This window comes from Ignavibacteria bacterium (genome assembly GCA_025612375.1).
Lineage (GTDB): Bacteria > Bacteroidota > Ignavibacteria > Ignavibacteriales > SURF-24 > JAAXKN01.
This window is the reverse complement of the sequence record JAAXKN010000025.1, coordinates 23,918-38,682: the sequence shown is the minus strand read 5'-3', so window position 1 is coordinate 38,682 and position 14,765 is coordinate 23,918. Positions and strand designations below refer to the sequence as shown.

The window sequence follows — 14,765 nt, the reverse complement described above, 5'->3', positions numbered from 1 at the left end:
GGGATAGACATGAAAATAATGAAATTCTTTCCATTAGTTGCATTGGTTGCCCTTATGCTCCAATTGGATTCTTTCGCCCAGCAGATCGGCAGGGGCGACCCAACAGGAAGCTGGGCCAGAACGGGTGTGCATAATGGAAACCAGGTTAGAACAGTTTTCAGAAATTCAGGAGTTATTGCCCAGCCCGGTTCCGACGGCCCCAGAGGAGCCTGGAAATTTGACGATAATGGATATATTGGCGACGTTTCACCCCTTATGGGTGTGCGCCTGCCGATTAAAGACTGGAATAAAGACGGAATACTTGACACTATTCACTCTGTCGTTATTACCCCGGTCGACAGACCTGGAGGCGGCAAGGGCACCGGCGGCGTAAGCTGGACTTTTGCACCAATCCCCGGATTCTTAAATCAGTCATATAATGTTGTCGGTAAGGGTATTGCTTTCAGCGACAACCCGCAGACATGGCCTGCTTTCTGGCCGGATCATCCGGACTGGAAAGACTCACTGGGCAAGGCTGAATGGAACGGCTACTTCGGACGCGGACAGATTCATGCCGACCAGGAAAGCTTCTTTATGATGGATGACAACATGGACGAAAACATGTTTACGCTCTACGGATTCTTACCCGACAGCACCGATAATACAAGAAAAGGACAGGCCCTTCAGGTTAAGGTAAGAGGACTACAGTGGGCTAACCCGCTGGCTGAAAATACACTCTTCTGGGTTTATTCTGTTAAAAATGTCGGCACTACTCTCTACGACCAGACCGTCTTCGGCTTCCTTGTTGGTACCTACGTCGGTATTGAAGGAAATGAGTACAGCGATGACGTTTCCTACTTCGACGTCAGAGAGTCTATGACATATACATGGGATTTCGGTAACTATATTAACCCAATTGACAACCCTAGATGGAAGCCGAATCCTAGTGCCGTGGGTTACGTCGGCTATGCATTCCTGGAATCTCCCGGAAATCAGTACGACGGGATTGATAACGATGGAGACGACAATTCAGCCGTAAAAAAATACTGGAACTTTACGCCTGATGCTCCTTTCTTTACCGCCTCTGACTTCGATGCCAGGACAGTCAACGCGGGAGATAAACTTGTTAAAATTACAATTACCCCTTCGGGTGATTATGTTAGAGAGCAGTTTACAGTTCAGGCCGGTACGGATACTGTTTACTCGATGGGAAAAAGATTCGTTCTCGAACCGGGTAAGACTAAACTCGTTGAAGGCAACGTTGATCCTTCCACGGGTAACCTGAACGCAAATGCTTCAGACGGCTTTGATAACGACCTGGATGGACTTATTGATGAAAATTACCAGGTTGACTACAGACAGTTCAAAAAAGCACTGAAAAGCGGCGTGGTCTTAATAGACCAGGTTGCCCCGGTACAGTACAAGGAATTCTTAAACAGCCACGGCAGGCAGGATCTCATGATTGACGAGTCCAGAAATGACGGACTCGATAACGACGGCGACTGGAGCCGTGACCCCGTGACCGGCGAATGGATTTATGGAAACGGAAAACTCGTTGATGACGTCGGCGCCGACGGAAAAGCCAATACACATGATATGGGTGAAGGCGACGGCGTACCGACACCCGGAGAACCAAACTTTGACGTTACTGACGTTCATGAGTCGGATCAGATAGGCCTGACCAACTTCCAGTACTTTGCCCCTGCAAGTGGAATCCACATGAACAATAACGAGGAAATGTGGGGCAGGCTGCGTCCCGGCTTCTTTGACGTGCCTGAAATATTTGTCAACGGCCAGGCTACACGCGGCGAAGACGGCGACTTTGTATACGGCTCGGGCTATTTCCCGCTTCTGCCGGGTAATACTCAGGACTTCTCCCTTGCACTCTGTTATGGCGATGACTTCAAGGGAGTCTTAAAAACCAAACAGGTCGCTCAGATTATCTATAACGCAAACTATAACTTCCCGACCCCGCCCGACAGGCCTACACTGCGCGCTGTTGCAGGCGACCATAAGGTGACACTTTACTGGGATAAGGTTGCCGAAAACTCAATCGATCCTACTACAAAGGAAAAAGACTTTGAAGGTTACAAGATCTACAAGGGAACTGATCCTGACTTTACAGACGCAAAACAGATCTCTGACGGTACGGGACAGAAAAAAGGCTATGTTCCGCTCGTTCAGTTTGACCTGAAGAATAATATTACAGGATACTTTGTTGCTTCACCTCAGCTTTATACACTGAATAACGGTATGCCTTTCTATCTTGGTGATGATTCAGGTATTCAGAACACATTTGTGGATAATGACGTTGAAAACGGCAGAACATACTATTACGCCGTCTGCGCTTACGACAGGGGTAAGGCTATTGCCGACATATTCCCGTCGGAAAACAACAAGCCTATCTCCAAAAACGTTGAAGGCATCCTTACATATACTTCAAATACATTGTCTGTTGTTCCTAATGCTCCTGTTGCCGGTTATGTTCCTCCTAAAAACAGCGCTAAACTGGAACACACACTGGGCAGTTCAACAGTCGTACCTTATTACGCAACTATTGATCCTACAAAGATAAAAGATGCATCTTATGAGGTATTCTTTAACGACTCAACCGTAAAAGGTGTCAGTTTTGCATATGCGTACAACGTGGTTAATCTGTCGACAAAAGATACTATCATTTCGCATAACAAGAAGATGCTTGCAACAAACGGCGACATTTTTGACGGGCTCCAGCTTTCTTTCGACACAAGATACCAGACACTTGACTCAATTAAGATGGATGCTTCAAAGAGCGGCTGGAATAAAAACCGCCCCAATAATCTTGGCTTTAATGTTACTCCGGCAAACTACAGCGGCATTGTAAGTATTAATTATCCTTACGATTATATGCTGGTTTTCTCGGATGAGTACAAAGATTCATCAAACAAGCTCGCTTCCTACGGGTCAAAAGCTGTACCTGCCAAGACAAAGCTGAACTTTAAGGTTTTTGACATAACCGAACCGGCAAATCCGGTCAGAGTTCAGTTCGGTTTTGCCGATGCTGCCGGTGCAGCACAGGATACACTTTCAAAGCTCGACAGAATCTTTCTTTCCGACAGGGAAGGCAAGACAATTTCATGGTGGATTACATTCTCAAAAGATAGCACTTATGTACCCCGTGGAGGTGACACTTTGTTCGTCAGATTCACTAAACCTTTTACCAGCAGGGATAAATTTACTTTTACTACTGCAGCCGCTTCATACGATGCGGCGCTGGCAAAGACTCAGCTGAATGACGTAAAAGCAGTGCCTAACCCGTACATAGTTACAAATACGTTCGAACAGCCGCTGCCCTCTCAGATAAGAGGCCGCGGTGAAAGAGTAATTAACTTTATTAATCTGCCGCCTAATGCCAGAATTAATATCTATTCATCTGACGGCAGCCATATTCAGACACTCCAGCAGGATGGCGGTTACAATAGCGGCAGCCTGTCCTGGAATCTGAGAACTAAGGAAGGTCTGGATGTTGCCTTCGGCGTCTACTTCTACGTGGTTGAAGCTCCGGGCATCAGTGAAAAGAAGTACGGCAAAATAGCTATCATTAAGTAAATGAATTTCCATGAAATTCTACTGGAGTTTAAAAATGAATAAAAATATAATAAAAGTAATTATACTCGTCCTCTTCGGTACCAACATTCTTATGGCTCAGTCGAAGGTTGGTACCACTGCTGCAAATTTTCTTACTATTCCGGTAGGCCCCAGGGCTACCGGAATGGGCGGGGCTTTTGTGGCTGTTGCCAATGACGCAACAACTTCTTTCTGGAATCCCGGAGGGCTCTCACGCCTTTCGAAAAATGAATTCAGCGTCGTACACTCGGAATGGCTCGTAAATACAAACCTTAACTGGCTCGGCCTTGCAATTAAGCTAGATGACGATAATACTGTAGGCCTGAGCGTAAACCAGCTTGCTTACGGAAGTGAGGCCATTACAACGGTTGACCAGCCTAATGGTACAGGACAGACCTGGGACGCTCAGGATATAGCTTTCAGCCTGTCTTATGCAAGAAACCTTACCGACAGATTTTCTATCGGCGGCAGCGTAAAATACATTCAGCAGAGGATCTATAATGAAAGCGCCAGCGCTTTTGCTCTCGATATCGGCCTCTTGTTTACCACTCAGCTCAAAGGCCTCAGAATAGGTATGAATATCGCTAACTTCGGTACTGAAATGCAGATGGGCGGCAAAGACCTTCTGCAGCCCGTGGATATTGATCCTGCCCATACAGGCAACAACGATAACGTGGTCTCTGACCTTGGAACAGACAGCTGGACACTGCCTTTAATTTTCACCGTAGGCCTTGGAATGGACGCCATTCAGACTGAGGACTGGAAGGTTACTCTGGCTTCAGATGCCATTTACCCCAACAACCAGTCATCATATCTGAACCTGGGAACAGAAGTAACGTGGTCAAACCTTGTCTCTTTAAGAGTAGGCTATAACTCACTCTTTAAGACGGCAGCTGAAGAAGGACTGACCGCAGGTGTGGGACTTAACTACAACTTCGGCCCGCTCTCGGCAAGAGTTGACTACAGCTACATGAACTACGGAATATTTAAGCAGATCTCTAAATATGCGCTGAGTGTAAGCTTCTAAAATTCTACAGTATCTTAAAAAAAAGCCGGTTTTTATAAGCCGGCTTTTTTTTTGCTTAAAACCACCCATTCTTCTTCAGTAATGCAATTGGAGGTTCAGTTTTAGGAACAATTCCCGAATCCCTCATCTTCTCAAAAAAAAGCTCTCCCATCATCTGGTAGCCGTAAAGGTTTGGATGAAGATGGTCAGTCATTAGATCGTTTCCCGTGATGCCTGAAGGGCTGATGGAATCAAAAACTGAATCAATTTTAACCAGGGGAAAATTAAACTCACGCGCAAGCGACTTGATTACAGAATTCATCTCTTCAGGCGCCCTGAACCTCAGCATATCCAGGTCCCTTGCAAAGCGGAAGAGCGAATCGGCCTCGTCAGTCTTATTTAGTTTGAGCTTGCCTAAGGCCCTTATGAAAGTTTCTTCTGCTGAAGGCAGGTCCTTGCCTGAAGAGGAGATAAAAGGCGGCTGGTCCTTTAAGTTGCACACAAGTGTGCCCAGTACAACAGGTACGCCGGAAGATTGGGCCATGGACAGTATGTCGCGCAGGTTCCCCTCAAACTGCAGTACTCCCTCCTGAAACAAACGGGAGTTATATGGGATCTCCTGGTCGGAAGTAACTTCAGAGGAGACAATACCGAACTGCCTGTCGTGCCTGAACAGGCGGAAGATAACGGTTACAAAATCACTCATTAGTTCTACAGTCCTGAATCTTTCCAGGTAAAGCATGAGGTTGGTCAAATGCCTGCTTCGCCCGGGAGGCAGCGTTGAGGCAGCGCCAAGGGCGCCGTAGTACTCGTTATGCCCTGCATAAATAAGTATGACGTCAGGCTTCTGCCTGAGTATTCCAGGCATGAAATCCCTCAAGGCATAACTGTTTATTGCCATAATGCTCATGTTTATTACTTCAATTTTTGACCTATTGTACTCATCCTTAAGACGGCGCTCTAAATACCTGGAGAATGAAGAGGTGGGAAGATAGGGGAATCCTGCGGCACAGTTTTCACCCAGTATAAAAACACGGAATGAATTCTCAGGCTTTTTCTTGGAAAAAAGATCTTCAATAGGTTTTGGTACGGTGGTATTCCTGTAAAAGTACCTCTTTGCAATTTCAGGATTAAGCATAAGTTTACCCGGAATGACCTCAATAAACTGCTCATATGGGCGCCCGTAGCCCGAAAGACTGAGCAGGAGTTCTGTAGAGAAAAAGAACATAAAGGGGATTAGTATAAGAATAACATAAAAATAAGCTGGCGGCTTTCTGGAAGTGCCGGGAAGTCCCGCAGCGTCTGATTCCTGCGTCGTGGAATCAAAAGAAAATGCCCTTTTCTGCTTAAACATCATTTTCAGCAAAGACATAATTCACCGGAATCATTCTGGAGTTAAACAATCGTTTCCTGGCATGCCTCAATATTAAATAATATAAAGAAATGATATACGCTTCCAATTTTTTTACACCGCCAGGTAAATTTTCCTGCTTAAAAAAGCTGCCCCCGGGCGTTTATAGGGAAATTTTATTGTTGATATTGTTTCATAATCTACTATTTTTACGTACTCGTAATTATGTAGAATTTAACATGTATATCCTCGGAATATCAGCTTTTTATCACGATAGCGCCGCATGCTTAGTCTGCGACGGAAAAGTAGTTGCTGCTGCGCAGGAGGAACGTTTTTCGCGCAAAAAGCACGACTACTCTTTCCCCGAAAAGGCGGTGGAATACTGCCTTAATTACGCGAATATCAAAGGCAGCAGCCTCGATTTTGTGGCTTTTTACGATAAGCCTTTTCTTAAATTTGAAAGACTGCTGGAATCATATCTTGCCTCGGCTCCCAAAGGGATACGCTCTTTTATTAAGGCAATGCCTCTTTGGATGAGGGAGAAGCTCTGGATTAAAGACCTGCTGGAGAAAAAACTGGGTTATAAGGGAAAAGTAATCTTTCCCGAACACCACGAGTCACACGCCGCATCGGCTTTCTTCCCTTCACCCTTTCGTGAAGCCGCCTTCCTTACTGTTGACGGCGTGGGGGAATGGACCACGTCCAGCTACGGAACAGGACGCGGAAATAAAATTGAAATTATTGCCGACATGAAATTCCCACATTCGCTGGGACTCCTTTATTCGGCATTTACATACTATACAGGCTTTAAGGTTAATTCGGGAGAATATAAGGTCATGGGGCTCGCTCCTTACGGAGAGCCTAAATATAAGGACCTCATTCTTTCCGAACTCATGGACTTGAAGGAAGACGGCTCCTTTAAGATGAATATGAAGTATTTTAATTATGCGGCCGGCCTTACGATGACAAACGGCAGCTTTGACAAGCTCTTCGGGCGTAAACCCAGAAAGCCTGAAGGTGAACTTACACAGTTTGAAATGGATCTTGCCCGCTCGGTTCAGGACGTTACAGAAGAAGTGATGCTCAGGATGGGGCGCCATATCCACCAAGAAACAGGGATGAAAAAACTCTGCCTGGCCGGAGGTGTTGCGCTTAACTGCGTTGCCAACGGAAGGCTCTTAAAAGAAGGACCCTTTGAGGATATATGGATCCAGCCTGCCTCAGGCGATGCCGGCGGGGCACTGGGCTCAGCACTGTTCCTCTGGCACCAGTACCTATCAAAGGAAAGAACTGCCGACGAGATAAATGACCTTCAGTCGGGCTCATTCTTAGGCCCCGAATTTGGAAGTGAAGAAATTCTGGAATTCCTGGAAGGTAATTCCATACCTTATGAAAGGATTTCAAATGCTGAGGTTCCGGAGAAGGTCTCCGGTCTTATTAACGATGAAAAAGTAATCGGATGGTTTAATGGCAGAATGGAATTTGGCCCCCGCGCTTTGGGCGCAAGATCAATTATCGGGGACGCGCGTTCGGCCAAAATGCAGTCGGTGATGAATCTCAAGATCAAGTTCAGGGAAAGCTTCCGCCCCTTTGCGCCGTCTGTATTAAGCGAGAAGGCGTGCGAATATTTCGAAATTGACCGCCCCAGCCCTTATATGCTCCTTACTGCAAAGGTTAAGGAGGAACGCCGCAGGCAGATGACTGAAGATGAACTAAAACTCTTCGGCATAAGTAAGCTCAACATCGTCCGTTCCGATATCCCGGCCGTTACGCACGTGGATTATTCGGCACGCATTCAGACGGTGCATAAGGATACAAACCCGCTCTACTATGAGACAATAAAAAGATTTTATGAAAAATACGGCTGCCCGGTTATTGTAAACACCTCCTTTAATGTAAGAGGCGAACCGATCGTCTGCACCCCGATGGATGCCTTCAGGTGCTTTATGCGCACCGATATGGATTATCTTTTATTGGGGAATTTCCTGCTTAAAAAAGAGGAGCAGCAGCCCTTAATGGGCGACACAGAATGGAAAAAGGAATTTGAACTGGATTAGCCATGATATTACAGGAAATTAAAAACATAAAAAGCTCTGAAAGTGACCTTAAAAGGTTCGGTATTACAATGGGTATTACACTTATTGTAATTGCCGTGATACTTATAATAGGCAAATCCTATTACTACCCCTACTCTGCAATTGCAGGACTGGCTTTAATAGTCTTTGCTTATATGTTTCCCGTTGTTCTGAAACCTTTCCAGAAAGCCTGGATGGGTCTGGCTGTTTTGATGGGATGGATATCCACAAGGCTTATACTTTCAGTGCTCTATTACCTGGTAATTACTCCGATCGCGCTGATTGCCAGAGCAGCGGGGAAAAAGTTTCTGGATACAAAAATTGACAGGCAAAGAGTCAGCTACTGGAATTACAGGGCAATTAAGAATTATGACCCGGCCGGCTCGGAAAAACAATTTTAAGATTTGGAGTTTAAAATTATATGAGTAAAATATCAGTACTTGGTGAACTGTGGTCGTTTCTCAGGGTGCGTAAAAAATGGTGGCTTGCTCCAATTGTAATCTTACTTGTTCTTCTGGGCGGGCTGATTGTTATTACGCAGGGTTCGGCACTGGCGCCTTTTATTTATGCTCTTTTCTGATTAGGAATTCTTTTTTTAGCTTAAATGTGTGAGCTTAAAGCAAATGAGCTTAAATCAGAGGGGCCGGCATTTTTTTTAAGCCGGCTCTTCAAGCTTTCTTAGTTCCTGGAAAAGCTCCGGGTGCCTGAGTGTAAACCCTTCCTCCTGCAGCCTGCACGGCCTTACTTCTTTTTGCCTCCCCTTTGCGGCAGCTTTTTCAAAAGCAGGCAGCTGACTGTCCGAAATCATCTTTCTTTCAAGCGCATAATTTATTATGTCCTGCCAGCGGTATGGATGATTGTCGCTTATAACATATCTTTCTCCCGGCCGGAAATCCTCCAGAAGAAAATTACACGCCCGCGCAAGGTCCTCGGCGTGAATGAGGTTTACAATTCCTTCCGGGTCCTTTATCAATCCCTGCCTTATCCAGTTGAGCGGATTTCTTCCCTCGCCGTAAATGCCGGCGCTGTGGAGAACTGCAGCCCCTTTAAGGCGGAAGCTTTCCTCGGCTGCAGCCCTTTTGTTATATGGGTCCAAAGGGGAGTCGTCTTTAATGACTTTCAGATCTTCCTTAAATGCACTTGTAGTCCCAATTATTACTATCTTGTCTGTTAAGGTCCTAAGGAATGTGTCTAACTCCGCCGTGCTATCGGTCAGGGGGAATGAAATAATAATTCCTTCAGGTTTAGCCTTGCTCAGGTTATTCCACGTTTCGGGCAGCCCAGAGTCGAATATCACGCCTCTTATCTGGTGGCGCAGCTTTTCTTTTGATCGCGAGGTGTGTATCGAATATGGATACAGCCTCCTGAAATAGTCTCCCACATACCCTGAACCCAAAAATAAGGTCTTCATATTGTCATCTGTACTTTTGTTTTTACTTTCTCAAGTCATTATGTTTTAATTATTTCTTCTGCCTTGTAGCAGCCATCAGCTGTGCATAAAAGACTCTGGCCGCGTTGTAACCGGGACTAATTGCCAGGCACCTTTTTAACGCCTCAATTGCCTTACTATTATTTTTCAGGTTGAAATAGACCCCGGCCAGATTATACCACACCTGCGGATCATTCTGCGCATATTGAAGACTGCTTTCCAGATAATATAACGCTTCCTTATAATTTTTTCCATCCAGTGCCAGAAGTCCCAGCCATTTAGTTGAATAAGCTCCCGGCTTTAAGGCCTGGAGTTTCTTCAGGTATGGGATGGCGTCTCTGAAAAGATTTGCCTTAATCAGCATTTCAGCCGTGTATCCGTATGCAGTTTCATTGAACGGGCGCTCTTCTATAACTGCGTTCATCTCTTTCTTAAATGCCCCGAACTGCTTCTTCCTTAAGAAATATTCCGCGGCTTTGATGTGTGCGGGTTCCCAGTAGGTCTTTCTGTCAATTATCAGTCCTGCCAAAGTGTCCACAAAATCGTTAAACTTCAGGTTCTCCAGCAGATGATTGGGGCTTCCTTTGGGAACAAAAGGATACGACCCTAAAAGTATCCTGAGCCTTATGTCTGAAACCGTTGAATCCAGGCGTGTAAAAGGGAAATTTACCCTTAAGGTGCTGTCGGCCGTCTTTTCGCTTATTGCCTGGCTTCCTTTGGGAAGAAGGGAATGTTCCTTCATCGTTTTGTAGTACGACTCTCCCATCAGCTGGTAACCTTTTAAGTTGGGGTGCAGGTGGTCGACCATAAGATTATTGCCCGTAATTCCTTCAGGGCTTGCTGCCTCAAAGTCTTCTTCTACAGGTGCCACAGGGCAGCCGTATTCCCGTGAAAGCTTTCGTACAATATTATTTATTTCTTCAGGAGCTCTGAACCTTAGTGCATCAAGCTCCTTGGCCTTAATAAAGAGCTCCCTGGCCTTTTTGTAATCCCCCTTTGCAAAGGATTCCCGGGCTTCCTTGTAAACCTTGTCCGCCCGTTCGAGGCCTGGTTCATTTACGGAAATAAAAGGGAACTGGTCTTTCAGGTTGCTTGCAAGAGTTCCAAGAATAACAGGCACACCGGCTTTTTTAGCCATGTCAAGCATGTCGCGCATATTGTCTTCAAACTGCTTTAGCCCTGAAAGATAGGTCTCGGAATTATAGGCAATGAGGCTTTCGCCTACCATTTTTGACATAAGAGTTTCATTTGAATCATCTGCAGCATTCCCGGAGGAGCCATGGAATATTCCGGCAAAATACCTTATAACGTTTTTTACAAGTTCAAAGGTCTTGAATCTCTGCAGCCTCAGCATGAGGTTTATGAGGAAGCGTGATTTGCCTATGGATTCCGATGAACCCGCTCCAAGAGCCCCGTAGTACTCGTTGTGCCCGTTGTAGAATATTATGAGGTCGGGCTTCTGCTTAAGCACGTCCGGCATAAGATCCCGCATTGTATACGTGTTGACGGCGGTTATTCCGAGGTTTATTATTTCAATATTGTTCTTGGGGTAGAGCAGTGTAAGTTTTCTTTTCAGGTGCCGCGAAAAAGATGCGTTAGGAGCAAACGGCCAGCCCGCGGTGCTGCTTTCACCGAGCACAAAGACTCTGAAGGTAGAATCGTTTTTTACCTCCTTAAAACCGTCGGGTATAACCGAGGGAGCGGTTTTAATGTTGCTGAAGTATCTGAAAGGAATTTGGGGATTCATAAAAAGCATGTCGGGATAGTCGGCCGATATCTTTATGAATGTCTCTATATCCCTGCCGTAATGGAAAAGCCTCAGGCCCCCTTCAAGAAGTATAAAAAATACAACCGGTATGAGTACGGGAACAAAATAAAACCATACGGGATATTTTCTCCCGCTAATGGGACCGGCTTTTTCAGTCTCGCTGTTTTTTTTAACCGCTTCAGCTTTGGTTTTACTCTTTGCCGATTTATCTTTATTTTCGCTATTGCGTTTTTGCTCTTTGGAAATATTTTTCAAAATAGCTCCTGTGACGCTTTATATTAAATTTGTCAGGCAAATTGGCCTTTATGAATGAAACTGTTTTTGCCTATATTTTACTCTGAGAGGACGTAAAGTAAGACAAGTACAAAAAAAACTCAAGCACAATCCGTATCTGGTAAAATGGAAAAGAAAATTAAAATTAAAATTGATAAAAGCAAAAGCAGGATCCCCGTTCCGCAGAAACCGCCCAAGGTGGAGGAAGGGAAAAAGAAGTATAACAGGCGGAAGGTAAAACTGGATACAAAGGAACAAATTGAGACAAAAGGACACTGAACGTAAAATGGTAAAAGCTTCCGTTATTATTTCTTTTTATGCCAGGATCGACTACCTGAGGCTCCTGTTTGCAGGCTTCGAAAGACAGACGTTTAAGGATTTTGAAATTATTATTGCCGACGACGGTTCAAAAGAGGATGTGACGCTTGAAATTGAGAGGCTTTCTGCCGGGGCTTCTTTTCCCGTAGTACACCTCTGGCATGAGGATAAGGGCTTCCGCAAAAATAAGATCCTTAACAGCGCCATTTCTGCCTCAGCCTCAGACTACCTTATATTTGTTGACGGCGACTGTGTGCCGCACCGCAAATTTGTTGAAGAACACTTCATTAACCGCCAGGAAAGAGCCTGCCTTGCAGGACGCAGGGTTAACCTCTCGGAAAAAATTACAAAAATGCTCAGCTATCACTCCGTTAAAGACGGCTTCCTGGAGCGGAAACTCCCCATTCTGATCTTTGACGGGATCTTCGGAAAATCGTTCGACGTGGAAAAAGGTTTTTATTTTGAGTCGGAGAGCTTAAGACGTTTCTTCAACAAAAAGAAAAGAGGGATCGTGGGGTGCAACTTCTCGCTCCACAAGAAAGATTTTCTCTCAATAAACGGCTTTGATGAGCGCTATGAGAAGCCTTCAATCGGAGAGGATAGCGACGTTCAGTTCCGCCTGGAGCTTCAAGGCGTTGAAATTAAATCCATAAACCACATGGCAGTCCAGTACCACCTCTATCACGTTCTTCAGGCGCGCCCGGAAGAAAACCTGGAACTTTTCAGAAAAATTAAGGAATCAAAAGAATCCTTTACCCCATTCGGAATCCTCCGTCAGGAATCAAAGATTTAAGCTTTTCTGCATACTTTCCTTTAAAAAATCTGTTTTTTTGCTCACTCATGCTAAAAAATTAATTTTTTTCTTTATTTTTTCCCCTCGGAACTTGATATAAAAATCTGAAAACCTTATATTTGAAGGAGAAATCATAGAAATACTTAAATAATTAAGGCGGTATAGTGGACGAACTGGATCTCAGAATACTTAGAGCGCTTCAGAAAAACGGACGAATGAAAAGGAGCGCACTTGCCGAGCACATCGGACTTTCAATTCCCTCTGTCAGCGAAAGATTAAACAAACTGGAAGAAAACGGCGTTATTGAGGGCTATTACGCAAGGCTCAACAGAAAAGCCTTCGGCTTCGATATCATGGCCCTCATTACAGTTGTAATGGAATCCTCAAAACATTACAAAGAGCTGAGATCAAACGTGGAGAAGATGCCTCAGATTCTTGAGTGCTATTCGGCTCTTGGTGAAGGATCCCATATATTGAAAGTTGTAGTAAAGGATTCCGATTCACTTGAAAAACTCCTTACACAGATTCAAGCCTGGCCCGGTGTTACACGCACCGTTACAAGTTTCATACTTTCGACAATTAAAGAAACTTCAACGCTTGATATATAATATTTAATTAACGGATAAGATTGAAAAACAAATTATAGGAAAGAAGAAAATGGCAAAAGCAAAGCCCAGAGTTAGAACATCCAGGGAAAGGGTGTTTGATTTTATAAAGGAAAATGATATAAAATTTGTAGACTTAAAGTTCATGGATTTTCCGGGGCAGTGGCAGCATTTGACTGTTCCTGTTACACAGCTGGAAGACTCTTCATTTGATAACGGATTCGGATTCGACGCCTCCTCAATGCGCGGATGGAAGGCTATAAATGAAAGCGATATGCTCATTATTCCCGATCCTGAAACAATGTTCTTTGACCCGTTTATTGAAATCCCGACCATAAGCCTTACATGCGACGTTTACGAACCGGCAACAAAGGAAAAATATAACCGCTGCCCGCGCTCAATTGCACAGAAGGCTGTTGCATTCCTGCAGTCAACCGGTATAGCTGACACGGCTTATTTCGGCCCAGAGGCAGAATTTTTCGTCTTCGACGACGTGCGCTTCGATACTCAGCCTAACGGAAGCTTTTATCAGGTCGATTCAATTGAAGGCAAGTGGAATAGCGGCAGGGAGGAAAACCCTAACCTCGGCTATAAACCCAGGTATAAGGAAGGCTATTTCCCGGTTCCCCCTACAGACCAGCTCATGGATTTAAGAAACGAAATGGTTATGAACCTCATCAACTGCGGTATTGAAGTTGAAGCTCAGCACCATGAGGTTGCTTCAGGCGGACAATGCGAAATCGACCTCCGCTATCAGCCGCTCGTCAAGGCGGCAGACCAGCTTTTGATGTTTAAGTATATCGTCAAGAATACAGCCAGAATAAATAACCGTACGGTTACATATATGCCTAAGCCGATCGTTGGCGACAACGGAAGCGGTATGCACGTTCATACAAGCTTCTGGAAAGGCGGCAAGCCCCTTTTTGCCGGAACAGGATATGCCGGCCTTAGCGAAATGGGACTTTATTTTATTGGCGGACTCTTAAAGCATGCCGCTTCACTGCTTGCTTTTACCAACCCGACTACAAACTCCTATAAGAGGCTCGTACCGGGCTTTGAGGCTCCGGTTAACCTGGCTTACTCACAGCGCAACAGAAGCGCTTCGATCAGAATTCCTATGTACTCAACAAGCCCCAAGGCAAAAAGAGTTGAATTCAGGTGCCCTGATCCTGCAGCTAATCCTTACCTCGCCTTCAGTGCAATAATGCTGGCAGGCATAGATGGAATTGTTAACAGGCTGGATCCGGGAGATCCGCTCGATAAGGATATTTATGACATGTCTCCTGAAGAGTTAAAGGGTGTGCCTTCAACTCCGGGAAGCCTCGAAGAAGCTCTTAAAGCACTTGCCGAGGATCATGAATACCTCCTTAAAGGCGACGTCTTTACTGAAGATGTTATACAGGCATGGATCAAGCTGAAAATTGAAAAGGAAATCAGGCCGATGGCTCTTCAGCCGCATCCTTTTGAATTCCAGATGTACTATGACGTATAAATTTTTAGGAAGTATATATTTTTAAGCTGAAATGTGAATAGCTAACATACTCGGAGTGATGAACCGGGTT

Annotated in this window: 12 protein-coding genes; 9 read left to right on the top strand and 3 right to left on the bottom strand. The window is 45.0% G+C overall.

Annotated features, from left to right (window positions below; all coding sequences use genetic code 11):
- The first annotated feature begins 9 nt into the window (after positions 1–9).
- Together HF312_14230 and HF312_14225 are read left to right on the top strand one after the other, a co-directional pair.
- Entirely contained in the window at positions 10–3,567 is a 3,558-nt protein-coding gene (locus HF312_14230; GenBank protein MCU7521375.1) for a hypothetical protein, read from the top strand.
- A gap of 34 nt (positions 3,568–3,601) precedes the next feature.
- Positions 3,602–4,612 carry a UPF0164 family protein gene (locus tag HF312_14225; GenBank protein ID MCU7521374.1) on the top strand — a complete coding sequence of 337 codons (1,011 nt, stop codon included), beginning with the start codon at positions 3,602–3,604 and terminating at the stop codon, positions 4,610–4,612.
- Positions 4,613–4,667: 55 nt separating this feature from the next.
- Here the strand turns inward: HF312_14225 and HF312_14220 are convergent, their stop codons facing one another.
- The gene (locus HF312_14220) at positions 4,668–5,963 is read right to left on the bottom strand and encodes a hypothetical protein (protein MCU7521373.1); all 1,296 of its coding nucleotides are present in this window, start codon (positions 5,961–5,963) and stop codon (positions 4,668–4,670) included.
- A gap of 218 nt (positions 5,964–6,181) precedes the next feature.
- Here HF312_14220 and HF312_14215 point away from each other — a divergent pair, with 218 nt between their 5' ends.
- The 3 genes from HF312_14215 to HF312_14205 are packed head-to-tail and all read left to right on the top strand — an operon-like array spanning position 6,182 to position 8,597.
- On the top strand, positions 6,182–7,999 hold the full coding sequence (locus HF312_14215) for a carbamoyltransferase (protein MCU7521372.1): 1,818 nt from the start codon (positions 6,182–6,184) through the stop codon (positions 7,997–7,999).
- A gap of 2 nt (positions 8,000–8,001) precedes the next feature.
- Positions 8,002–8,418 carry a hypothetical protein gene (locus HF312_14210; protein ID MCU7521371.1) on the top strand — a complete coding sequence of 139 codons (417 nt, stop codon included), beginning with the start codon at positions 8,002–8,004 and terminating at the stop codon, positions 8,416–8,418.
- Positions 8,419–8,438: 20 nt separating this feature from the next.
- Positions 8,439–8,597, top strand: a complete 159-nt coding sequence (locus HF312_14205; protein ID MCU7521370.1) for a hypothetical protein — start codon at positions 8,439–8,441, stop codon at positions 8,595–8,597.
- Between the two features lie 75 nt (positions 8,598–8,672).
- On the opposite strand, the gene HF312_14200 is transcribed toward HF312_14205, so the two are convergent.
- Together HF312_14200 and HF312_14195 are read right to left on the bottom strand one after the other, a co-directional pair.
- Positions 8,673–9,428 carry a hypothetical protein gene (locus tag HF312_14200; GenBank protein MCU7521369.1) on the bottom strand — a complete coding sequence of 252 codons (756 nt, stop codon included), beginning with the start codon at positions 9,426–9,428 and terminating at the stop codon, positions 8,673–8,675.
- A gap of 49 nt (positions 9,429–9,477) precedes the next feature.
- Positions 9,478–11,469, bottom strand: coding sequence for a tetratricopeptide repeat protein (locus tag HF312_14195; GenBank protein ID MCU7521368.1), 1,992 nt, complete (start codon positions 11,467–11,469; stop codon positions 9,478–9,480).
- 144 nt (positions 11,470–11,613) lie between these two features.
- On the opposite strand from HF312_14195, the gene HF312_14190 reads away from it, so the two are divergent.
- From HF312_14190 to glnA, 4 genes are all read left to right on the top strand, one after another.
- Positions 11,614–11,766, top strand: coding sequence for a hypothetical protein (locus HF312_14190; protein MCU7521367.1), 153 nt, complete (start codon positions 11,614–11,616; stop codon positions 11,764–11,766).
- A gap of 7 nt (positions 11,767–11,773) precedes the next feature.
- Positions 11,774–12,598 (top strand): glycosyltransferase, encoded by an 825-nt coding sequence (locus HF312_14185; protein ID MCU7521366.1) that lies wholly within the window; start codon positions 11,774–11,776, stop codon positions 12,596–12,598.
- A gap of 161 nt (positions 12,599–12,759) precedes the next feature.
- On the top strand, positions 12,760–13,206 hold the full coding sequence (locus HF312_14180) for an Lrp/AsnC family transcriptional regulator (protein ID MCU7521365.1): 447 nt from the start codon (positions 12,760–12,762) through the stop codon (positions 13,204–13,206).
- Between the two features lie 49 nt (positions 13,207–13,255).
- Entirely contained in the window at positions 13,256–14,695 is a 1,440-nt protein-coding gene (gene glnA / locus HF312_14175) for a type I glutamate--ammonia ligase (GenBank protein ID MCU7521364.1), read from the top strand.
- Positions 14,696–14,765 lie beyond the last annotated feature (70 nt).